The 21,325-nt window shown below is 70.2% G+C and carries 20 protein-coding genes; 9 read left to right on the top strand and 11 right to left on the bottom strand.

Features of this window, described 5'->3' with window-relative positions; genetic code table 11:
• Positions 1-11 precede the first annotated feature (11 nt).
• From gyrB to dnaA, 6 genes are all read right to left on the bottom strand, one after another.
• Positions 12-2,042, bottom strand: coding sequence for a DNA topoisomerase (ATP-hydrolyzing) subunit B (gene gyrB, locus ACIPXM_RS26865; RefSeq protein ID WP_401660218.1), 2,031 nt, complete (start codon positions 2,040-2,042; stop codon positions 12-14).
• Between the two features lie 441 nt (positions 2,043-2,483).
• On the bottom strand, positions 2,484-3,071 hold the full coding sequence (locus ACIPXM_RS26860; RefSeq protein ID WP_401660215.1) for a DUF721 domain-containing protein: 588 nt from the start codon (positions 3,069-3,071) through the stop codon (positions 2,484-2,486).
• On the bottom strand, positions 3,068-4,198 hold the full coding sequence (gene recF / locus ACIPXM_RS26855) for a DNA replication/repair protein RecF (RefSeq protein WP_401660212.1): 1,131 nt from the start codon (positions 4,196-4,198) through the stop codon (positions 3,068-3,070). The genes ACIPXM_RS26860 and recF overlap by 4 nt, the downstream gene beginning before the upstream one ends.
• Before the next feature lie 56 nt (positions 4,199-4,254).
• A complete protein-coding gene (gene gnd, locus ACIPXM_RS26850; RefSeq protein ID WP_401660209.1) occupies positions 4,255-5,133 on the bottom strand; it encodes a phosphogluconate dehydrogenase (NAD(+)-dependent, decarboxylating) in 879 nt (292 codons plus the stop codon).
• Between the two features lie 79 nt (positions 5,134-5,212).
• Positions 5,213-6,343 carry a DNA polymerase III subunit beta gene (dnaN, locus tag ACIPXM_RS26845; RefSeq protein ID WP_401660206.1) on the bottom strand — a complete coding sequence of 377 codons (1,131 nt, stop codon included), beginning with the start codon at positions 6,341-6,343 and terminating at the stop codon, positions 5,213-5,215.
• 963 nt (positions 6,344-7,306) lie between these two features.
• Positions 7,307-9,154 (bottom strand): chromosomal replication initiator protein DnaA, encoded by a 1,848-nt coding sequence (dnaA, locus tag ACIPXM_RS26840; RefSeq protein WP_401660204.1) that lies wholly within the window; start codon positions 9,152-9,154, stop codon positions 7,307-7,309.
• Between the two features lie 386 nt (positions 9,155-9,540).
• Between dnaA and rpmH the strand changes: the two genes are divergently transcribed.
• From rpmH to ACIPXM_RS26795, 9 genes are all read left to right on the top strand, one after another.
• A complete protein-coding gene (gene rpmH / locus ACIPXM_RS26835) occupies positions 9,541-9,678 on the top strand; it encodes a 50S ribosomal protein L34 (protein ID WP_003975051.1) in 138 nt (45 codons plus the stop codon).
• Between the two features lie 19 nt (positions 9,679-9,697).
• On the top strand, positions 9,698-10,069 hold the full coding sequence (gene rnpA / locus ACIPXM_RS26830) for a ribonuclease P protein component (protein ID WP_401660201.1): 372 nt from the start codon (positions 9,698-9,700) through the stop codon (positions 10,067-10,069).
• Positions 10,066-10,392 carry a membrane protein insertion efficiency factor YidD gene (yidD, locus tag ACIPXM_RS26825; protein WP_401660198.1) on the top strand — a complete coding sequence of 109 codons (327 nt, stop codon included), beginning with the start codon at positions 10,066-10,068 and terminating at the stop codon, positions 10,390-10,392. Before rnpA ends, yidD begins: the two co-directional genes overlap by 4 nt.
• A 3-nt stretch (positions 10,393-10,395) precedes the next feature.
• Positions 10,396-11,739, top strand: coding sequence for a membrane protein insertase YidC (yidC, locus tag ACIPXM_RS26820; RefSeq protein ID WP_401660195.1), 1,344 nt, complete (start codon positions 10,396-10,398; stop codon positions 11,737-11,739).
• A 29-nt stretch (positions 11,740-11,768) separates the two neighbouring features.
• Positions 11,769-12,275 carry a protein jag gene (locus ACIPXM_RS26815; RefSeq protein ID WP_401660193.1) on the top strand — a complete coding sequence of 169 codons (507 nt, stop codon included), beginning with the start codon at positions 11,769-11,771 and terminating at the stop codon, positions 12,273-12,275.
• A 113-nt stretch (positions 12,276-12,388) separates the two neighbouring features.
• Complete coding sequence (gene rsmG, locus ACIPXM_RS26810) at positions 12,389-13,105, top strand: 16S rRNA (guanine(527)-N(7))-methyltransferase RsmG (RefSeq protein ID WP_401660190.1); 717 nt, start codon at positions 12,389-12,391, stop codon at positions 13,103-13,105.
• A gap of 245 nt (positions 13,106-13,350) precedes the next feature.
• Positions 13,351-14,439, top strand: a complete 1,089-nt coding sequence (locus ACIPXM_RS26805) for a ParA family protein (RefSeq protein WP_401660187.1) — start codon at positions 13,351-13,353, stop codon at positions 14,437-14,439.
• Entirely contained in the window at positions 14,436-15,548 is a 1,113-nt protein-coding gene (locus ACIPXM_RS26800) for a ParB/RepB/Spo0J family partition protein (protein ID WP_401660184.1), read from the top strand. Before ACIPXM_RS26805 ends, ACIPXM_RS26800 begins: the two co-directional genes overlap by 4 nt.
• Before the next feature lie 157 nt (positions 15,549-15,705).
• Positions 15,706-16,323 carry a GNAT family N-acetyltransferase gene (locus ACIPXM_RS26795; protein ID WP_401660181.1) on the top strand — a complete coding sequence of 206 codons (618 nt, stop codon included), beginning with the start codon at positions 15,706-15,708 and terminating at the stop codon, positions 16,321-16,323.
• An 83-nt stretch (positions 16,324-16,406) separates the two neighbouring features.
• On the opposite strand, the gene trxA is transcribed toward ACIPXM_RS26795, so the two are convergent.
• The 5 genes from trxA to ACIPXM_RS26770 all read right to left on the bottom strand — a co-directional run bounded on the left by trxA (position 16,407) and on the right by ACIPXM_RS26770 (position 21,269).
• On the bottom strand, positions 16,407-16,739 hold the full coding sequence (trxA, locus tag ACIPXM_RS26790) for a thioredoxin (protein ID WP_401660399.1): 333 nt from the start codon (positions 16,737-16,739) through the stop codon (positions 16,407-16,409).
• 45 nt (positions 16,740-16,784) lie between these two features.
• Positions 16,785-17,750 carry a thioredoxin-disulfide reductase gene (trxB, locus tag ACIPXM_RS26785; protein ID WP_401660178.1) on the bottom strand — a complete coding sequence of 322 codons (966 nt, stop codon included), beginning with the start codon at positions 17,748-17,750 and terminating at the stop codon, positions 16,785-16,787.
• Positions 17,751-17,879: 129 nt separating this feature from the next.
• Positions 17,880-18,830 (bottom strand): zf-HC2 domain-containing protein, encoded by a 951-nt coding sequence (locus ACIPXM_RS26780; protein WP_401660176.1) that lies wholly within the window; start codon positions 18,828-18,830, stop codon positions 17,880-17,882.
• Positions 18,827-19,531, bottom strand: a complete 705-nt coding sequence (sigM, locus tag ACIPXM_RS26775; RefSeq protein WP_401660173.1) for an RNA polymerase sigma factor SigM — start codon at positions 19,529-19,531, stop codon at positions 18,827-18,829. Before sigM ends, ACIPXM_RS26780 begins: the two co-directional genes overlap by 4 nt.
• Before the next feature lie 25 nt (positions 19,532-19,556).
• On the bottom strand, positions 19,557-21,269 hold the full coding sequence (locus tag ACIPXM_RS26770) for a protein kinase family protein (RefSeq protein WP_401660171.1): 1,713 nt from the start codon (positions 21,267-21,269) through the stop codon (positions 19,557-19,559).
• Between the last annotated feature and the right edge of the window lie 56 nt (positions 21,270-21,325).

Here is a 21,325-nt window from a genome sequence, read left to right as displayed (position 1 = left end):
CTGAGACCGACTCAGATGTCGAGGAAGCGAACGTCCTTGGCGTTGCGCTGGATGAACGAGCGCCGAGCCTCGACGTCCTCGCCCATCAGCACCGAGAACAGGTCGTCGGCCTGGGCGGCGTCGTCCAGGGTGACCTGGCCGAGCACGCGGTGCTCGACGTCCATGGTGGTGACGCGCAGCTCCTCGGCGTTCATCTCGCCGAGACCCTTGAAGCGCTGGATCGAGTCTTCCTTGATCCGCTTGCCGTTCTGCTTGCCCAGCTCGACCAGGGCGTCGCGCTCGCGGTCCGAGTACGCGTACTCGAAGTCGTCGCGGCCCCACTTGATCTTGTAGAGCGGCGGGCGGGACAGGTACACGTGTCCGGCCTCGACCAGCGGGCGCATGAAGCGGAAGAGGAAGGTCAGCAGCAGGGTGTTGATGTGCTGACCGTCGACGTCGGCGTCCGCCATCAGGATGATCTTGTGATAGCGGAGCTTCTCGATGTCGAAGTCCTCGTGCACACCGGTGCCGAAGGCGGAGATCAGCGCCTGGACCTCGGTGTTCTGCAGGATCTTGTCGATCCGGGCCTTCTCGACGTTCAGGATCTTGCCGCGGATCGGCAGGATGGCCTGGTACATCGGGTTGCGGCCGGACTTCGCCGAACCACCGGCGGAGTCACCCTCGACGATGAAGATCTCGCACTTGGTGGGGTCGTTCGACTGGCAGTCGGACAGCTTGCCCGGCAGCGACGCCGACTCCAGGAGACCCTTGCGGCGGGTGAGGTCGCGGGCCTTGCGGGCGGCCACGCGCGCGGTGGCGGCGGTGATGCCCTTGCGGATGATGTCCGCGGCCTCGTTGGGGTTGCGGTCGAACCAGTCGGTGAGGTGCTCGTGGACCACCTTCTGGACGAAGGTCTTGGCCTCCGTGTTGCCCAGCTTGGTCTTGGTCTGGCCCTCGAACTGGGGCTCGCCCAGCTTGACCGAGATGATCGCGGTGAGACCCTCGCGGATGTCGTCGCCCGTGAGGTTGTCGTCCTTCTCGCGGAGCAGCTTCTTGTCGCGCGCGTACTTGTTGACGAGCGTCGTCAGCGCGGCGCGGAAGCCCTCCTCGTGGGTGCCGCCCTCGTGGGTGTGGATGGTGTTGGCGAAGGAGTACACCCCCTCGCTGTACGAGGAGTTCCACTGCATCGCGAGCTCGACCGAGAGCAGGCGCTCCTTGTCCTCGGCCTCGACGTCGATGACGGTGGGGTGGACCAGCTCGCCCTTGCGCGAGTTGAGGTACTTCACGAAGTCGACGATGCCGCCCTCGTAGTGGTACTTCACGGTGCGCGCGGTGGGCTCGGCGGCGGCCTCGGCGTCCGGGTCGTCGGCGCCGACGGTGGCCTTCGCGGACTCGCGCTCGTCGGTCAGGGCGATGGTGAGGCCCTTGTTGAGGAACGCCATCTCCTGGAAGCGGCGCGAGAGCGTCTCGAAGGAGTACTCGGTCGTCTCGAAGATGTCCGGGTCGGACCAGAACGTGACCGAGGTGCCGGTCTCGTCGGTCGCCTCGTGCTGGGCGAGGGGCGCGGTCGGCACGCCCATCTTGTAGTCCTGCGTCCAGCGGTGGCCGTCGGTCTTGATCTCCACCGAGACCTTGGTGGAGAGGGCGTTGACGACCGAGACGCCGACGCCGTGCAGACCGCCGGAGACCGCGTAGCCGCCGCCGCCGAACTTTCCGCCCGCGTGGAGGACGGTCAGGACGACCTCGACGGCCGGCTTGCCCTCGGACTCGACGATGCCGACGGGGATGCCGCGGCCGTTGTCGACGACGCGGACGCCGCCGTCGGGCAGGATCGTCACGTCGATGGTGTCCGCGTGGCCGGCCAGGGCCTCGTCGACCGAGTTGTCGACGACCTCCTGCACCATGTGGTGCAGGCCGCGCTCACCGGTCGAGCCGATGTACATGCCAGGGCGCTTGCGCACGGCATCCAGGCCCTCGAGGACCTGGATGTTGCTGGCGGTGTACTGGTTGTTCTCGTTGGGGTTGCCGGAATCGGCCACGAAGCGCCCTTTCTGGCACAGCACAGGCCGTTCTCCGGGCATACGGGAGCGGCTGCGTCGTTCGACTTGTTCCGCAGGGTGGCGGGATTGTCTTCCAGTCTACCGGTACCACTGACACTCATGGGGGTTTGCCGGTACCTGAAAGCTCATGTGCCGCCCTCGGCGGGCGCAAGACGACTCCCCATATCTGGAGAGGCCCCTCAGGGGCCTCTGACCGCCACCCAGCGCTTCGGGCGGTGACCCCTAGTGGGGACCGGGGTCCCGGGGGGTGCGGGCGGACTCGTCCGGCCCTTGGTCCGGGGGCTCTTGGGCCCGCCTCCCGCCCGGTGCCCGGCCCGCTCAGGGGCCGCTCAGGGCCGGTTCGGGGGCTGTTCTCCGGCCGCTGACCGGGGCGTTCTCCGCCCGGACGCCGGGTCCCCTCGTTCCGTACGGGACGGGCCCGCGACCCTTGGATCTCCCGGGTGGCTACCCGTAGGTGTCCCCGGGACCGGTGGACCCGGGGGCGCGCAGCGGCCCGTAGCCGCGCCGGGGCCCGCCAGGACCCAGAACCTTGATCATCCGTACGGTGCCGTGGCCCAGGTCCTCGTTCAGCCGGGCCACCAGCCGGGGCGCGAGGAGCCTCAGCTGGGTCGCCCAGGCCGTCGAGTCGCACTGCACGGTGAGCACCCGCTCCTCGGGGTCCTCGTCGTACTTGAGCGGCACGCAGTGCTTCGCCAGGTCCTCGCCCACGATCTGCGGCCAGCGGCCCATCACGCCGCCCACCGCCGCCGGGGTCTCCCAGCCGCGCTCGGTGATCAGCCGGTTGATCGCGGAGCCGAGCGCCATCGGGTCGCGCCCGTCGGCGCGCGCGCCGGAGCGCAGCCCGCCGCCGCGCTTCGCCTGCTTCTTCTGCGCCGCCGCCGCGCCCCGCGCCCGCGCCTGCTCCTTGGCGGCGCGCAGCGCGACCCGCGCGAGGTCGACGCCGGACGGCTCGGGGGCCGCCGGGGCCGCCGCCTTGTCCACAGGCTGTGGGGAAGATCCGCCGACCGGACCGCCGCTGTTGTCTTCGCTCATCCCTGCACCACCTTGTCGACCGCGCCCCCGGCCACCGCGTACCGCACCCCCGCGAGCACCCCGGGCACGTCGTCGTCGACGGCCGCCGTGACAAGGACCTGCTCACCGGGCGCCACCAGCTCCGCGAGCCGTTCACGGCGGCGCGCGTCCAGCTCGGCGAAGACGTCGTCGAGGACCAGGACCGGCTCGTTGCCCTCGGCGCGCAGCAGGTCGTACGAGGCGAGGCGCAGCGCCAGCGCGTACGACCAGGACTCGCCGTGGCTCGCGTACCCCTTCGCGGGCAGGTCGCCGAGCTTGAGCAGCAGGTCGTCGCGGTGCGGGCCGACCAGCGTGACCCCGCGCTCGATCTCCTGCTTGCGCACGTCGGCGAGGGCGGCGATCAGCTGCCCGTACAGCTCCTCGCGGGTGTGTCCCGCGCCGGGCGCGGACGGCTTGTACTCCAGCTGCACCGGTCCGCCGCCGGGCGCCAGCTGCTCGTACGCCTTGTCGGCCAGCGGCCGCAGGATCCCGATCAGGTCGAGCCGCTGCGCGAGCAGCTCGGCCCCGGCGCGGGCCAGGTGCTGGTCCCAGACGTCGAGGGTGGACATGTCCATGGAGCGCCCGCCGTGCCGCCGGGCCATCGCGGCGGACTTCAGGAGCGTGTTGCGCTGCTTGAGCACCCGCTCGTAGTCGGAGCGCACGCCCGCCATGCGCGGCGCGCGCGCCGTGATCAGCTCGTCGAGGAAGCGCCGGCGCTCGCCGGGGTCGCCCTTGATCAGCGCCAGGTCCTCGGGCGCGAACAGCACGGTCCTGACGATCCCCAGCACGTCACGCGGGCGGACCTGCGAGGACCTGTTGATCCGGGCCCGGTTGGCCCGGCCCGGGTTGAGTTCGAGCTCGACCAGCTGGGAGCGCTCGCCCTGGGTGACGGCGGCCCTGATCACCGCCCGCTCGGCACCCATCCGCACCAGGGGGGCGTCGGAGGCGACGCGGTGGCTGCCGAGGGTGGCGAGATAGCCGACGGCCTCGACGAGATTGGTCTTGCCCTGGCCGTTCGCCCCCACGAAAGCGGTGACGCCCGGATCGAGCGGAACCTCGACCCGGGCGTACGAGCGGAAGTCGGCCAGCGACAGATGCGTGACATGCATGGTGGGCGCCGACCTTCCCCCGGCTGCTGTGCACCGCGGGGTGCACAGCCTGTGGACTACTTCTTGGTCTCGACCGCGTGGCCGCCGAACTGGTTGCGCAGCGCGGCGATCATCTTCATCTGCGGCGAGTCGTCCTGACGTGACGCGAACCGGGCGAACAGCGACGCGGTGATCGCGGGCAGCGGCACGGCGTTGTCGATGGCGGCCTCGACCGTCCAGCGGCCCTCGCCGGAGTCCGACGCGTAGCCGCGCAGCTGGTCGAGGTGCTCGTCCTCGTCGAGGGCGTTGACCGCGAGGTCGAGCAGCCACGAGCGGATGACGGTGCCCTCCTGCCAGGAGCGGAAGACCTCGCGGACGTCGGTGACGGAGTCGACCTTCTCCAGGAGCTCCCAGCCCTCGGCGTACGCCTGCATCATGGCGTACTCGATGCCGTTGTGGACCATCTTCGCGAAGTGACCCGCGCCGACCTTGCCGGCGTGCACGGAGCCGTAGGGGCCTTCCGGCTTCAGCGCGTCGAAGACCGGCTGGACCCGGGCCACGTGCTCGGCGTCGCCGCCGTACATCAGCGCGTAGCCGTTCTCCAGGCCCCAGACGCCGCCGGAGACGCCGCAGTCGACGAAGCCGATGCCCTTGGCCGCCAGCTCCTCGGCGTGCTTCTCGTCGTCCGTCCAGCGGGAGTTGCCGCCGTCGACGACGATGTCACCGGGGGACAGCAGCTCGGCCAGCTCGTCGATGGTCGACTGGGTCGCGGCGCCCGCGGGGACCATGACCCACACGACGCGCGGACCCTTGAGCTTGCCCACAAGTTCTTCGAGGCTGTGGACATCGGCGAGGTCCGGGTTGCGGTCGTATCCGATGACGGTGTGGCCGGCGCGGCGAATGCGCTCGCGCATGTTGCCGCCCATCTTGCCGAGACCGACGAGACCGAGCTCCATCAGATGATTCCTTAAGCGTCGTGTGCGGTTCGTACCCGCGTCCGAGCCTACGCCCGGACGCGGGTGCACACCTGTGGGGTCAGCCGCTCAGGCGTACCGGCATGATCAGGTACTTGTAGGCGTCGTCCGCCTCCGCGTCCAGACCGGGCTTGCCGCTCAGCAGGGCGGGCTTGGTGGACGTCGTGAAGGACAGCTGGGCGACCGGCGAGTCGATCGCGCTGAGGCCGTCCAGGAGGAAGGTCGGGTTGAAGGCGATCGAGATGTCGTCGCCGTCGAGCTTCGCGTCGACCCGCTCCACAGCCTGTGCGTCGTCGCTGGAACCGGCTTCCAGGATGAGCACGCCCTGCTCGAAGCTGAGCCGCACCGGGGTGTTGCGCTCGGCCACCAGGGCCACGCGCTTGACGGCCTCGACGAAGGGCGCGGTCTCGATCACGGCGACCGAGTTGAACTCGGTGGGGAAGAGCGTCCGGTACTTCGGCAGGTCGCCCTCGAGCAGCCGGGTGGTGGTGCGGCGGCCCGCGCCCTCGAAGCCGATCAGGCCCTCGCCCTTGCCGGAGCCGGAGAGCGCCAGGATGACCGAGTCGCCGCTGGTGAGCGCCTTGGCGGTGTCAAGGAGGGTCTTCGCGGGCACCAGGGCGACCGCGGAGGTGTCCGGGGCTTCCGGCTTCCACAGGAACTCGCGGACCGCGAAGCGGTAGCGGTCGGTGGAGGCGAGGGTGACGGTGTCGCCCTCGATCTCGATGCGCACACCGGTGAGGACGGGCAGCGTGTCGTCACGGCCCGCGGCGATGGCGACCTGGGCGGCGGCGGCCGCGAAGACCTCGCCAGGGACGGTGCCGGTCGCGGTGGGCATCTCCGGCAGCGCCGGGTACTCCTCCACGGGCAGGGTGTGGAGGGTGAAGCGGGAGGAGCCGCAGACCACGGTGGCCCGGACGCCGTCGGTGGAGATCTCCACCGGGCGGTTGGGCAGGGCGCGGCAGATGTCGGCGAGCAGCCGGCCGGAGACCAGGACGGTGCCGTCCTCCTCGACCTCGGCCTCGACGGAGACCCGGGCCGAGACCTCGTAGTCGAAGCTGGAGAAGCTCAGCGCGCCGTCCTCGGCCTTCAGCAGAAGGCCCGCGAGCACCGGCGCCGGCGGACGGGCCGGAAGGCTGCGGGCCACCCACGCCACCGCCTCGGCAAGTACGTCGCGCTCCACCCGGATCTTCACCGGAACCGCCTCCTGCTTGTTGCTGGCTCTTCGTCGACTGCGGGAACCAGTCTGACGTACGCCACCGACACTCGGTGCGGCTCGGGGTCAAGTCGCGACAACGGGTCGCCGGAGCTCCGGTCCCGAGTTGTGCACAGGCCCCGCTTCAAAGCGGATTCCGAGCTAACTATGAGTGGGAGTAGTAGTAGGGCCTGTGGAAACCGTGGATAACGTCGTATGCGCAGGTCAACGCCGGTTTTTTGTCCACTGACCCTGTGGGTGGAGCCGGTGGACAACCCACTGTTTCTGTGGACACCGGAAAGTTCTGCACACCCGATACACAGGCCATGGGGAGTTCTCCCCAGTGCTGTCCCCAGCTTTCCCCAGGTTCCCCACAGCCCAAACGTCTCCCTTGGTGTGACGCCTTTCACTCGGCCCGGTGATGTCGGGCGTTTCGTTGCCGAACAGTGGACAGCGGTGTGGAGAAGCGGGGGGAAGCTGTGGGCAACCGGGCCCGGCCTGTGGGTTGCCGGTGGACAACTTCGCGGGCCCCCTGTGGACGGATTTTTTGTCCACAGGCTGTGGAGATCGTTTGCGCACAAATCCACACCCCCGTGACCAGGCATGATGGTCTGTCACCAGGCGGGCCTGTGGATGCGATCCGGATAACTTCGCAGTCCCCACCCTGTGGACGGGAGATCATCCCGCAATCTGTGGAGAACCCGCCACCATCAGGCATTAATCGAACAGAGACGACGCCCGGGCGACGCCCAGGGGACGGGGCGACGACGCTTCGCGGACGTTCCGACGACCCTCCGAGGGGTCTTCAGGACCCTTTCCGGCGCCTTCGGGGACCTTCCCGGGCGCCGTGGGGACGGCGCGGGACGGGCCGGAGAACGCCCGGAGAACGCCGAAGGGCGCCCCGGGGATCTCCCCAGGGCGCCCTCAGCCTGTGGACACGGCGGCGCTGCCGCCGGGCCCTCCTCAGCCGTTCTTGATGCGGTTGGTCAGCTCCGTGACCTGGTTGTAGATCGAGCGCCGCTCCGCCATCAGGGCGCGGATCTTGCGGTCCGCGTGCATCACGGTGGTGTGGTCGCGCCCGCCGAACTGCGCGCCGATCTTCGGCAGCGACAGATCGGTGAGCTCCCGGCACAGGTACATGGCGATCTGACGGGCCGTGACGAGCACCCGGCTGCGGGAGGATCCGCAGAGGTCCTCCACGGTCAGCCCGAAGTAGTCCGCCGTCGCCGCCATGATGGCGCTCGCGGTGATCTCCGGCGCCGAGTCCTCGCCGCCCGGGATCAGGTCCTTGAGGACGATCTCGGTGAGCCCGAGGTCCACCGGCTGCCGGTTGAGGCTCGCGAACGCCGTGACGCGGATCAGCGCGCCCTCCAGCTCACGGATGTTCCGCGAGATCCGGGAGGCGATGAACTCCAGCACCTCCGGCGGGGCGTTCAGCTGCTCCTGGACCGCCTTCTTGCGCAGGATCGCGATCCTGGTCTCCAGCTCCGGCGGCTGCACATCGGTGGTGAGGCCCCACTCGAAGCGGTTGCGCAGCCGGTCCTCCAGGGTCATCAGCTGCTTCGGCGGCCGGTCCGAGGAGAGCACGATCTGCTTGTTGGCGTTGTGCAGGGTGTTGAAGGTGTGGAAGAACTCCTCCTGCGTCGACTCCTTGCTCGCGAGGAACTGGATGTCGTCGACCAGCAGGATGTCCACATCGCGGTAGCGCTTGCGGAACGCGTCGCCCTTGCCGTCCCGGATCGAGTTGATGAACTCGTTGGTGAACTCCTCGGAGCTCACGTACCGCACCCGGGTGCCCGGGTAGAGGCTGCGCGCGTAGTGCCCGATGGCGTGCAGCAGGTGGGTCTTGCCGAGGCCCGACTCGCCGTAGATGAAGAGCGGGTTGTACGCCTTCGCGGGCGCCTCGGCGACGGCGACCGCGGCCGCGTGCGCGAAGCGGTTCGACGAACCGATGACGAAGGTGTCGAAGAGGTACTTGGGGTTCAGGCGCGCGTGCTGCTCGCCGGGCGCGCCGGAGCCGCCGCCCTGGCCGGACGACGAGCCGCCCATGCCGCCGCCGCCCATGCCGGTGGGCCCGGGGCGCGGACCCTGCCCGTGGCCGCCGGGACCGGGACCGGGACCGGGACCGGGACCGGGACCGGGACCGGGACCGCGCCCGCCGGGGCCCTCGGCGCCGTCGGAGGCGCGCGGCTCGCCGCGGTCGGGCCGCTGCGGACCCTGCTCGTACGGGGACCGCTCGTCGTACCGCGACGGCCGGTCCTGCTGCGGGCGCGGGTTCGCGTACGGGTCGCGCTCCTGGAAACCGCCGAGCCGCTGCTGCTGCCAGCCGACGTCCTCGGAGGAACGCGGCCAGACTCCCGGGTCGGGGCGGTGCTGCTGGTACTCGGGGTAGGCGGGCCGGGCCGTCGGCAGACCGTCGTCCGGCATCGGGCGGTGCTGCCCGTAGTCGTCGTACTTCTCGTAGGCGTCGTACGAGTCGAAGCCGCCGCCGTACGGGGAGGGCGCCGGCCGGGCGGGCGGCGCGGGCGGCGGCGGCTCGCCCACCGAGTCGTCGACGGTGATCGCGATCCGGATCGGCCGGCCGCAGGCGCGGCTCAGGGCCTCGCTGATGAGCGGCGCGAGCCGGCCCTCCAGGACCTGCTTGCCGTACTCGTTGGGCACGGCGAGCAGCGCGGTGTCGGCGACCAGCGCGAGCGGCTGGCACCGCTCGATCCACTGCTTGTCCTTGGACTCGATGCCCTGGCCTTCGCCGAGAAGTTGCTCGAGCACGCGCGGCCACACTGCGGCAAGATCGGCAGGTACGTCAGCCACAGGGCACGCTTCCTCATTGGTCCCACGGGTCCCACGGACGTGTGGTTCTCGGGACGGTCGGTCGAAGTCCTCAAGGACAGGTAAGGACAGATCGGAAAAGATTGCGGAGTCCAACCACGGTAGTCGGGGCGGCTGACGTGGTTCAAGTTGTTGTCCACAGGCTGTGCACAGAGCACCCCGCTGACCGGCCGGTTTGACCGGATGGCGTAGCCGCGCGTACCGTAACCAGGTCGAGTTGTCGATGGCTGCTGCCGCCTGCCTCCGATGGGCGAAGATCACCCTATGTGATCGCGAAGCGGTGCACTCGAGCGAATACGAGCTTCTCGTGGGCGCACGGTGACAGCCAGGCGATGTCCCGCCACCACACGAATTACTGGAGCCCCCGAGTGAGCAAGCGCACCTTCCAGCCGAACAACCGTCGTCGTGCGAAGACCCACGGTTTCCGCCTGCGCATGCGTACCCGTGCCGGCCGCGCCATCCTGGCGACCCGCCGCAGCAAGGGTCGCGCCCGCCTGTCCGCCTGATCCGCGCACAGGTCATGACGTGCTGCCTACCGAGAATCGGCTGAGGCGGCGCGAGGACTTCGCGACCGCGGTACGACGAGGACGTCGAGCAGGACGTCCGCTACTCGTCATCCATCTACGCAGCGGTGCAACGGACCCGCACGCGCCTGGGGAGAGCGCTCCCCCGACGCGTGCGGGTTTCGTCGTGAGCAAGGCAGTAGGCGGCGCGGTCGTCCGCAACCAGGTGAAGCGTCGTCTCCGCCACCTCGTCCGGGATCGGCTCTCCGAGCTTCCCCCCGGTAGCCTGGTGGTCGTACGGGCGTTGCCCGGAGCCGGTGACGCCGACCACGCGCAACTGGCCCGAGACCTGGACGCCGCTCTCCAGCGACTGCTGGGAGGGGGCACGCGATGAAGTACCCGCTGCTGGCTCTCATCAAGCTGTACCAGTGGACGATCAGCCCGCTCCTGGGCCCCGTCTGCCGGTACTACCCGTCGTGTTCCCGCTATGGGTTCGCGGCGATCGACCGGCATGGTGCGATCAAGGGCACTGCCCTGACCGCCTGGCGCATCCTGCGGTGCAATCCGTGGTCGCCCGGCGGCGTGGACCATGTTCCCCCGCGGAAGCGTCCGCGCTGGCACGAGATGCTGCGCAACGCGCTGCGCGGAGACAAGGGCGGGTTCTCCGCCGAGACGAGCCCGGCCGCAGAGACCTCGCCCAATGCTCAAGGAGCTTGATTAGTGGACACGATTGCCAGTCTGTTCAGCTTCATCACCACACCTGTCTCATGGGTGATCGTCCAGTTCCACAAGATGTACGGGGCGATCTTCGGTCCTGACACGGGTTGGGCCTGGGGCCTGTCCATCGTGTCCCTGGTGGTGCTGATCCGTATCTGCCTGATCCCGCTCTTCGTGAAGCAGATCAAGTCGACGCGGAACATGCAGGCGCTCCAGCCGAAGATGAAGGCGATCCAGGAGCGCTACAAGAGCGACAAGCAGCGTCAGTCCGAAGAGATGATGAAGCTGTACAAGGAGACGGGCACCAACCCGCTCTCCTCGTGCCTTCCCATCCTTGCGCAGTCGCCGTTCTTCTTCGCGCTCTACCACGTGCTCGCGGCCATCGCCAACGGCAAGACCATCGGCGTCATCGACCAGCCGCTCCTCGAGAGCGCCCGGCAGGCCCACATCTTCGGTGCCCCGCTGGCCGCCAAGTTCACGGACAGCGCCGAGAAGGTCGCGGCCCTCAACGCCTCGCTGACCGATGTGCGCGTCGTCACCGCGATCATGATCGTGATGATGTCGGCCTCGCAGTTCTTCACCCAGCGCCAGCTGATGATGAAGAACGTCGACCTGTCCGTGAAGACCCCGTACATGCAGCAGCAGAAGATGCTCATGTACATCTTCCCGGTCATCTTCGCCGTCATGGGCATCAACTTCCCCGTCGGTGTCCTCGTCTACTGGCTCACCACCAACGTGTGGACCATGGGTCAGCAGATGTACGTGATCAGCCAGAACCCGACCCCGGGCAGCAAGGCCCAGGACGCCTACCTGCAGCGCCTGCTCAAGAGCGTCGGTGCCCACGGTGAGGTCCGCGGCCGCCGCCGCAAGAACATCGTCAAGGCCATCGTCGCCAAGGGCTCGGACCGCAACGAGAACGAGCGCCGCTTCTTCGCGGGCCTCGCCAAGGCCGGCTTCGCCGCCCAGGCCGACGGCACGGTCCTCAAGGGCGACACCGTGACGGCCGAGGCCGAGGGCGCCGCCGCCACCCGGCGTCAGCAGCCCAAGCGCCAGACCAAGGCCCAGCGCGCCGCCCAGCAGGGCGCGAAGGAGGCGGAGGAGTCGAAGGAGTCGGAGTCGACCGAGGCCGCCGACGAGGCCGAGGTCAAGACCACCGGTGACGCTCCCTCGCTCGAGAAGAAGCCGCAGGCATCGGCCAAGGGCGCCAAGGCCGGCACCCAGGGCTCGGGCGACACTCCGGCCAGGCCGAGCCGCGCCAACTCCGGCGGCTCCCGCCAGGGCCAGGGCAAGTCCGGCCAGCGCAAGGGCCAGCAGCGGCCCAAGCACCCGTCCTCCAACAAGAAGTAAGCCTCCACGAAGCAAGAAGGAGTCCATCCGTGACGGAAGGCACCACCTCCGCCGCCGAGGGTGTCGACACCCTGACCCGCCTGGAGCAGGAGGGTGAGATCGCGGCCGACTACCTCGAGGGCCTGCTCGACATCGCCGATCTCGACGGCGACATCGACATGGACGTCGAGGCGGACCGGGCTTCGGTCTCCATCGTCAGCGACTCCAGCCGCGATCTGCAGAAGCTGGTCGGCCGCGACGGAGAGGTGCTGGAGGCCCTTCAGGAGCTCACCCGGCTCGCCGTGCACCGGGAGACCGGTGACCGCAGCCGTCTGATGCTGGACATCGGCGGCTTCCGGGCCAAGAAGCGGTCCGAGCTCGCCGAGCTGGGCGCCAAGGCCGCCGCCGACGTCAAGGCGTCCGGCGAGCCCGTGAAGCTGGACCCGATGACCCCGTTCGAGCGCAAGGTCGTGCACGACGCGGTCGCCGCCGCCGGTCTGCGCAGCGAGTCCGAGGGCGAGGAGCCGCAGCGCTTCGTCGTCGTGCTCCCTGCCTGAACCGTCCCGTAGTGTCGGCCCCGTCTGTTCGCAGGCGGGGCCGAATTTTGTCAGCCTGATAGTCAGCCACACAGCGTTCGCGCGGCAGGCGCGGTACGGAAGGACGGTTCCCCGTGACGGAGGCAGCGGAGCTTCCCCAGGCGCCGGAGCAGGCGCGGACGGTCTTCGGCGAGTACTTCCCGGAGGCGGTCCGGTACGCGGAGCTCCTCGCGGACGCCGGTGTGAAGCGGGGCCTGATCGGCCCCCGCGAGGTGCCCCGGCTGTGGGAGCGCCATCTGCTCAACTGCGCCGTGCTCTCCGAGGTCGTCCCCGAGGGCGTCACGGTGTGCGACGTCGGCTCGGGCGCCGGTCTGCCGGGCATCCCGCTGGCCCTGGTCCGGCCCGACCTGAAGATCACGCTCCTGGAGCCGCTGCTGCGCCGCACCACCTTCCTCCAGGAGGTCGTCGAGCTGCTGGGCCTCGACCATGTGACCGTGGTGCGCGGCCGTGCCGAGGAGATGCTGGGCAAGGTGCAGCCCGTGCACGTGGTGACCGCCCGTGCCGTGGCCCCGCTCGACCGGCTGGCCGGCTGGGGCGTTCCGCTGCTGCGCCCCTACGGCGAGATGCTCGCGCTGAAGGGCGACACGGCGGAGGAGGAGATCGACGGCGCCCGTGCCGCGCTGTCGAGGCTCGGCGCGGTCGAGGCATCCGTGCTGCATGTCGGTGAGGGCATCGTGGACCCCCTGACGACGGTGGTCCGGGTCGAGGTGGGCGAGAGCCCGGGCGGTGTGCGGTTCGCCGCGAAGCGGGCCAAGGCGGCCCGTCCCTCGCGGACACGCCGCCGCCGCTGATCCGTACAAGCTCCGATACGTACAGATTTCGGAGTGTCGAGCCGTCCCGGCCCGGCGACGCGTGCATCGTGTTTCACGTGAAACGTCGCTCACTGCTGCAGGGGATCATCAGCCGCGGTCGCGCGGCCGGCACGCCCTGGGACCGCAAGACTCCGGTGAAACCCCCCGTGAGGGTCAAAGGGTTGTCCACAGAGGTGGATTCATCCACAGAACCACGGGCCTCGCTGGTTCACGACCCCGAAAGCATGACAGGCTCTGCTCATCGCGAGTCTGAAGCCGAGGAGAGTGAATCCTTGCGGTCCGACGCCAACATCGCGGGACCGATGACCGATCCGGTCCCCGGTCCCCGTACCGAATCGGTGATGGATGTTTCACGTGAAACACCGCCTCCGATGGACGACACCCCGATCGGTCGTGCCGCCCAGCTTGCCGTAGAGGCGCTGGGACGGGCCGGTGAGGGGCTGCCTCGCCCTGCCCAGACCCGCGTGATGGTGGTGGCCAACCAGAAGGGCGGCGTGGGCAAGACGACCACGACGGTCAACCTCGCCGCCTCGCTCGCCCTGCACGGCGCCCGTGTGCTGGTCATCGACCTCGATCCGCAGGGCAACGCCTCCACGGCGCTTGGCATCGACCATCACGCCGAGGTCCCCTCGATCTACGACGTCCTCGTGGAGAGCAGGCCGCTCTCCGAGGTCGTCCAGCCCGTGCGGGATGTCGAGGGCCTGTTCTGCGCCCCCGCCACCATCGATCTGGCCGGTGCCGAGATCGAGCTGGTGTCGCTGGTGGCCCGCGAGAGCCGGCTCCAGCGGGCGATCCAGGCGTACGAGCAGCCGCTCGACTACATCCTGATCGACTGCCCGCCCTCGCTCGGCCTGCTCACGGTGAACGCCATGGTCGCCGGTGCCGAGGTGCTGATCCCGATCCAGTGCGAGTACTACGCGCTGGAGGGTCTGGGGCAGCTGCTGCGGAACGTCGACCTGGTGCGGGGCCATCTGAACCCGAACCTGCACGTCTCGACCATCCTCCTCACCATGTACGACGGCCGTACGAGGCTCGCCTCGCAGGTCGCCGACGAGGTGCGCAGCCACTTCGGCGAGGAGGTGCTGCGGACCAGCATTCCGCGGTCCGTACGTATCTCGGAGGCTCCGAGCTACGGGCAGACCGTGCTCACCTACGACCCGGGCTCCAGCGGTGCCCTGTCGTATCTCGAAGCGGCGCGGGAGATCGCGCTGCGGGGTGTCGACGTCGGTTACGACGCCACCCAGGCCCACGGCGGGGGACCGTCCCCGATGGGTCACCAGAACAGCCAGCGAATGTCGGAGGGGATGCAGTGAGCGAGCGACGTAGGGGGTTGGGGCGTGGGCTCGGTGCACTGATCCCCGCTGCTCCCCAGGAACGACAGGCGACGCCCGTCGGGGTGGGTTCGGTTTCGGCCGCCACCTCTCCCGGTGCCATTCCGGCGCTCGGTTCGGAGCGTGGGGTGGCCGCGGCGAAGCTGGCGACGCTGCCGGCCAGCCCGCAGTCGCCGGACTCCGTGGTGCCGGTGGCCGAGCCCGAGCCGCTGCCGGAGTCCCCCGCCGGGGCGCACTTCGCGGAGCTGCCGCTGGACGCCATCACCCCGAACCCGCGCCAGCCGCGTGAGGTCTTCGACGAGGACGCGCTGGCCGAGCTGGTCACCTCCATCAAGGAGGTCGGTCTGCTCCAGCCGGTCGTGGTGCGTCAGCTCGCCCCCGAGCGCTATGAGCTCATCATGGGTGAGCGCCGCTGGCGGGCCTGCCGGGAGGCCGGTCTGGAGCGGATCCCCGCGATCGTCCGGGCCACCGACGACGAGAAGCTGCTCCTGGACGCCCTCCTGGAGAACCTGCACCGGGCTCAGCTGAACCCGCTGGAGGAGGCGGCCGCCTACGACCAGCTCCTCAAGGACTTCAACTGCACCCATGACCAGCTGGCGGACCGGATCGGGCGCTCGCGCCCGCAGGTCTCCAACACGCTGCGGCTGCTGCGGCTCTCGCCGCCGGTGCAGCGGCGCGTCGCCGCCGGGGTGCTGTCCGCCGGGCACGCCCGGGCCCTGCTGTCGGTGGACGATCCGGAGGCCCAGGACAAGCTGGCGTACCGGATCGTGGCCGAGGGTCTTTCGGTGCGGGCCGTCGAGGAGATCGTCACGCTGATGGGCTCGGAGCCCTCCTCTCCGGTCAAGCCCAAGAGCCCGCGGGCGGGCAGCCGGGTCTCCCCGGCGCTGCACGAGCTGGCGTCCCGGCTCTCCGACCGCTTCGAGACCCGGGTGAAGGTCGACCTGGGTCAGAAGAAGGGCAAGATCGTCGTCGAGTTCGCCTCGGTGGAGGATCTGGACCGCATTCTGGCGACGCTCGCTCCGGGCGAGGGGCGTGTGATGGACCAGAGCGCGGCGCAGGACGCCGAGGACGAGCAGGACGAGAACGAGTAGGGCTCGTCCGGCAGGCCCTGAGGGCGGAGCGGTGTCCGGCATTCGCCGAACCCGCTCCGCCCTTTGCCTGTCCGCGGTACCGCCGTGATCGACGCCTCGTTACGATTCCGAGAGGCGTTATTCGTACAGCGAAGGCTGAGGGAAGCGAGGAGCAGCCGTGGGGCGTCGGCTCGTACCGCTCACGCTGGACAACCTTCCGGATCTTCCCCAGCGTTGCCGTTCCTGTGTGTTCTGGGAGCTGGACCCGGTGCGCGGCGAGGCCGCGGTGAAGGCCGGGCGCTCGGAGCAGGAGAAGGAGTCCTGGATCTCGGCGGTGCTCCTGGAGTGGGGCTCCTGCGGCCGGGTCGTCTATGTCGACGATGTGCCGGTCGGGTTCGTGCTCTACGCGCCGCCGGCGTATGTGCCCCGCTCGACGGCCTTTCCCACCAGCCCGGTCGCCGCGGACGCGGTCCAGTTGATGACGTCCTGGATCATGCCCGGCTATCAGGGGCAGGGGCTTGGCCGGACCATGGTGCAGACGGTGGCCAAGGACCTGCTGCGGCGGGGCTTCCGGGCGATCGAGGCGTTCGGGGACGCCCGCTGGCGCGAGCCGGCCTGTGTGCTGCCGGCCGATCATCTGCTGGCCGTGGGCTTCAAGACGGTGCGGCCGCATCCGAGCTATCCCCGGCTGCGGCTGGAGCTGAGGACGACGCTCTCCTGGAAGGAGGACGTCGAGCTGGCCCTCGACCGTCTTCTCGGAGCCGTACAGAAGGAACCCGTGCTGCGACCGCTGTGAACGACATCGGCCCGCCCCCTCGGAAGGGGGCGGGCCGATGTTTCACGTGAAACGGCGGCTGCGGCTGCCGTTCGGGCGAGGTGTCACTTCGCCTCGACGAACTCCTCCAGGTCGCGCAGGAGCGCGGCCTTCGGCTTGGCGCCGACGATGGTCTTCACGACCTCGCCGCCCTGGTAGACGTTCAGGGTCGGGATCGACATGACGCCGTACTTGGCGGCCGTGCCCGGGTTCTCGTCGATGTTGAGCTTCACGATGGTGATCTCGGGGTGCTCGGAGGCGATGGCCTCGAGCGACGGGGCGATCTGGCGGCACGGGCCGCACCACTCGGCCCAGAAGTCCACCAGAACGGGCTTCTCGCTCTTGAGGACCTTCTCCTCGAAGTCAGCGTCGGTAGCAGTAACAGTGGCGCCGGCCACGGCGGCCTCCTTCATACGTGGGGTGTGAGGTGGAGAGAGTTCGGGTCAGACCGCGGGGGTCTCGGCCAGCTTCTCGCTGTCGGCGAGGGCGGCCAGGAAGCGCTCGGCGTCGAGGGCGGAGGAGCAGCCCGTACCGGCGGCGGTGATCGCCTGGCGGTAGGTGTGGTCGACGACGTCACCGGCGCCGAAGACGCCCGCGAGGTTGGTGCGGGTCGACGGGGCGTCGACCTTCAGGTAGCCCTCGGCGTCCAGGTCGAGCTGGCCCTTGAAGAGCTCGGTGCGCGGGTCGTGGCCGACGGCGATGAAGAGGCCGGTGACCGGGAGCTCGCTGGTCTCGCCCGTCTTGGTGTTGCGCAGGGTGAGGCCGGTCAGCTTCTGCTCGCCGTGGATCTCGGCAACCTCGCTGTCCCAGGCGAACTTGATCTTCGGGTCGGCGAAGGCACGCTCCTGCATCGCCTTGGAGGCGCGCAGCGAGTCACGGCGGTGGACGATCGTGACCGACTTGGCGAAGCGCGAGAGGAAGGTGGCCTCCTCCATCGCGGTGTCGCCGCCGCCGACCACGGCGATGTCCTGGTCGCGGAAGAAGAACCCGTCGCAGGTGGCGCACCAGGAGACACCGCGGCCGGAGAGAGCGTCCTCGTTGGGCAGGCCGAGCTTGCGGTGCTGCGAGCCGGTGGTGACGATGACGGCCTTGGCGCGGTGCACGGTGCCGGCGGTGTCCGTGACGGTCTTGATCTCACCGGTGAGGTCCACGGCGACGACGTCGTCCGGCACCAGCTCGGCGCCGAAGCGCTCCGCCTGGGCGCGCATGTTGTCCATCAGGTCAGGACCCATGATGCCGTCGCGGAAGCCGGGGAAGTTCTCCACATCGGTCGTGTTCATCAGGGCGCCACCGGCGGTGACGGCTCCCTCGAAGACGAGCGGCTTCAGCGACGCACGGGCGGTGTAGAGCGCAGCGGTGTAACCCGCGGGCCCGGAGCCAATGATGATCACGTTACGGACGTCGCTCACGGGGTGTCTTCCTCGTCTCTGCAGACTGCCTACTGCCTACGGGGGCGGCCGGTTCGGTCTCTCTCACCCCACCCAACCGATCCTACGGGCCAACCATTCCCGACACGGCCCCCTGGCACGGCGCAGAGATTACGAACGCGGGACGGTCTCCCTGAGCAGCACGTCGCCGGGGTTCTTCCCGCCGTCGGAGGCGCACGAGGCGTCCACCACATAGGCGTCGACGCGGGTGGCGTCGGCGGGGGCGGGGAGGACGACGAGATAGGCGCTGCGGCCCTGGTAGTCGCCCTGCCGGAAGGCGAGGACGGGCTCGGTGCGCTGGGTGGCGGCCGTGACGCAGGCGGGCGGCGCGGCGGTCAGGGACCGCTTTCCCGGGGCGGTGCCACCCTCGGCCGAGAGCGACTCGGGGGCGCGGGTGTCCTTGGGGGCCCGGAAGGTGGAGTTCTGCTGGAGGAGCGTCCGCACGCTGTTCGCGACGGGAGCGCCGTCGAACTCGCCCCCTGTACCGGCCGCCGTCACCCCGGAGTCCGCGAGCCTGTCGGCGTGGGACTCGGCGGCGCCCGTGGTCAGCGGGCTGGCGGGGAGCAGCAGCAGGGTCAGTCCGAGGGCGGCTGCGCCGAGGACGGCGCCGAGGGCCGCGACCCGGCGCCGCCGGGTACGGCGGGGGCGCCCGGGGCCGGTGGCCGCGGTGGACCCGCCGAGGGGCCGGTCGCCAGGCCGGTCGGTGGGGCGCCCGGCACCGGAAGTGCGGGCGGTGACGGTGGCGGGGCGGACGCGCGGTGTTTCACGTGAAACATGGGCGTCCGTGGCGGGCGCGCTGGGCGCGGTGGCGCTCAGCAGCGCCTCGGCGGCGAGGGCGGCGTCGATGCGTCCGGCGATCTCAGCGGGCATCCGGGGCGGCCCGGGCAGGGTGCCGAGGAGCCCGCGGATCTCTTCCAGGGAGGTCCGTACATCCGCGCACAGCGGGCAGCCGTCGAGATGCCGCCGTACGGCCGCGCTCCGAGAAGGCGCGAGCAGCCCCTCGGTGAGGTCGGAGATCTCCGAGACGTCCGGATGCTGGGTCGTGTCGGCCGTGGAAGTCACGCGCGCCCACCTCCGCCCTTCACAGCAGCTGGATTGCTCGGTCCGGTGTCCGTCGGTCCCGGCACCGGTGGGACGGATGCCCCCGGCGTCCGGTTCCTTCCCCGGTCCGGCCCTTCGTTACCCACCGTGTCCCCGCGCAGATGAGTGAGCAGGGGGAGCAGTCTGGCCCGCCCCCGTGCGCAGCGGCTCTTCACGGTTCCGGTGGGGACATCGAGGATACGAGCGGCTTCGGCCACCGGGTATCCCTGCATGTCGACGAGGACGAGCGCGGCGCGCTGTTCCGCCGGGAGGGTCGCGAGCGCGGCGAGGAGCTCCCGGTGGAGGTCCTGGCGCTCGGCGGGGGCTTCCGCGGACTCCTGGGGCTCCAGGAGCTGCTCGAAGCGCTCGGTGTCGTCCATCGGCGAGGTACGCCGGGAGGCGGCCTTGCGGGCCCGGTCCAGACAGGCGTTCACGGTGATCCGGTGCAGCCAGGTCGTGACGGCCGACCGGCCCGCGAACGTGTGGGCGGCCCGGAAGGCCGACACCAGGGCGTCCTGGACGGCGTCGGCGGCCTCCTCGCGGTCGCCCAGGGTCCGCAGGGCGACCGCCCAGAGCCGGTCCCGGTGGCGCCGCACGAGCTCACCGAAGGCGTCCGGGTCCCCGGCCACATGGCAGTCCAGGAGTTCCTGGTCGCTGCGTGTGTCGCGGTCGGCTTCGTCCAACGGTGAGCCCCTCCCCCCGGTGCGGTCAGCTGGTGATCTTGATCTCTGAGATCTCGCCCCGGTAGCCGCCGTCGCCGGCGGCCGGCAGATCGGTGAGCCAGACCAGAACGTAGCGCGTCTTCACCGGCTTGGTGGGCGTCAGCGCGACCTGGCTCCCGGTGCCGTTCGCCCGCGTGGTGAAGGCGTTCAGCTGGGTCGGCCGGGACGAGGTGTTCTCGGCGGCCGTGCGCAGCTCGACGGAGGTGCTGCCCGCGAAGGTCACCTCGACCTTGGCGATCTGCTGCTCCTTGCCGAGGTCCAGGATGATGCCGACGCCGTCCTTCAGGTTCCCGAACTTCGAGTAGCCCTGGTAGGTGCTGGTCTTCCAGGAGGTGCCGGGGTTGCCGTCGAAGGCGTTCTTTATGTCCCGGGCGTTCTCCTGGCCGTCGCCCTGCGGGTCGAAGTCCTGGCCGCCGACGATCGGGACCGGCTTGCCGTCGGCCGCCGGTTCCTTCTCGTCGCCGCCGTTCTGCGGCTGGCTGTTCCGCGGGGTCTCCGCGGTCTTGTCCCGGTCGAGCAGCCGGTCCGCGATCTGCCAGCTGCCCAGGCCGAGGGCGGCGATCAGCAGCGCGGAGACGGTCCACTTCAGTACCCGCCCGGTACGGCTCTGCAGCGGCGGAGGCGGGGTCGGGAGGGGCTGGGTGACCACCGGACGCGGCTGGGGGCGCCCGTAGGTGCCCTGCTGGTACGTGGTGCGCTGGTACTCCGGCGGGGCGGGCAGCGGGAACTCCGGCTCCGGCGGGCGGATCCGGGGCATCGCCGCGACGGCCTTGGCGAGTTCGTCCGGGGTGGTGCAGGGCGGCTCCTGGCGCGAGGCGGTCGCCCCGTCGTTCGCCAGGGCCCGCATGGCGATCTCCGAGAGGCCCCGGTGGACGCCCGCGCGGACCTGGTCGGGCGGGAGCAGCCCGACGGCCTTGGGCAGGCCGGAGAGGCCGTACGCGTCGTTCTCGTACGGCCAGCGCTGGGTGAGCGCCGCGTACAGCAGGGCGCCGATCGCCTCGGTGTCGGTGCGCTGCGGGCGTTCGGCGCTGATGCCGCGCAGGGCGGCGTTCACGGCGAGGCCGCGGATCCGGTACTGGCCGGTGGAGCTGCGCAGCACGGCGCTCGGGGTGAGCCGGAGGTGGGAGAGCCCCTCGCGGTGGGCGGCGGCCATGGCCTGGGAGACCTGGCTGACGAGCTGGTAGGCGTCGTGCGGCTCCATCGGCCCGGCCGCGAGCAGCGCGGTCAGTTCGGTGGAGTCGGGCAGCCATTCGTGGACCACGTAGACGAGGTCGTTCTCCTCGACGGCGTCGAGGACCTGCACGAAACGGGGGTCGCCGAGCAGCGCGGCGGAACGCGCCGCCGCGAGCACGGAACGGGCCCGTGCGTGGTCGGCGGGCAGGATGTGCACGCCGACGGCCCGGCGCAGTTTCTCGTCCACCGCACGCCAGCTGCTGAAGCCGTCCAGTCGGGTGACGCACTCCTCCAGCCGGTACCGTCTCGCCAGCTTGTGGCCGCTGTGCAGTTCCGGTGCCGTGATGGACGGCTGTTCGCCGTTCTTTCGATCGCCCGCCTTGCTCTCCGTCGCTTCGGCGGGCGTGCCCGCCTTCTTCTGCGCTTCCGCCACCCCGTCGGTCGCGGCCTTCTCCGCCTTGGCGGCCAGCGGGTCGTCACCGCTGTTGTCGGCCACGTCGACGGCAGCCGTGCTACGTTCCGCCACCGTCGTTCCTGCCTCCCCATCCGTTGCGCCACATCCAACAGCCATGCCAATTGTGC

The organism is Streptomyces sp. NPDC090025, from assembly GCF_044748125.1.
Taxonomy (GTDB): Bacteria; Actinomycetota; Actinomycetes; order Streptomycetales; family Streptomycetaceae; genus Streptomyces.
Note: the sequence above shows the minus strand (reverse complement) of the source record. Positions and strands in the feature narration are given on the sequence as shown.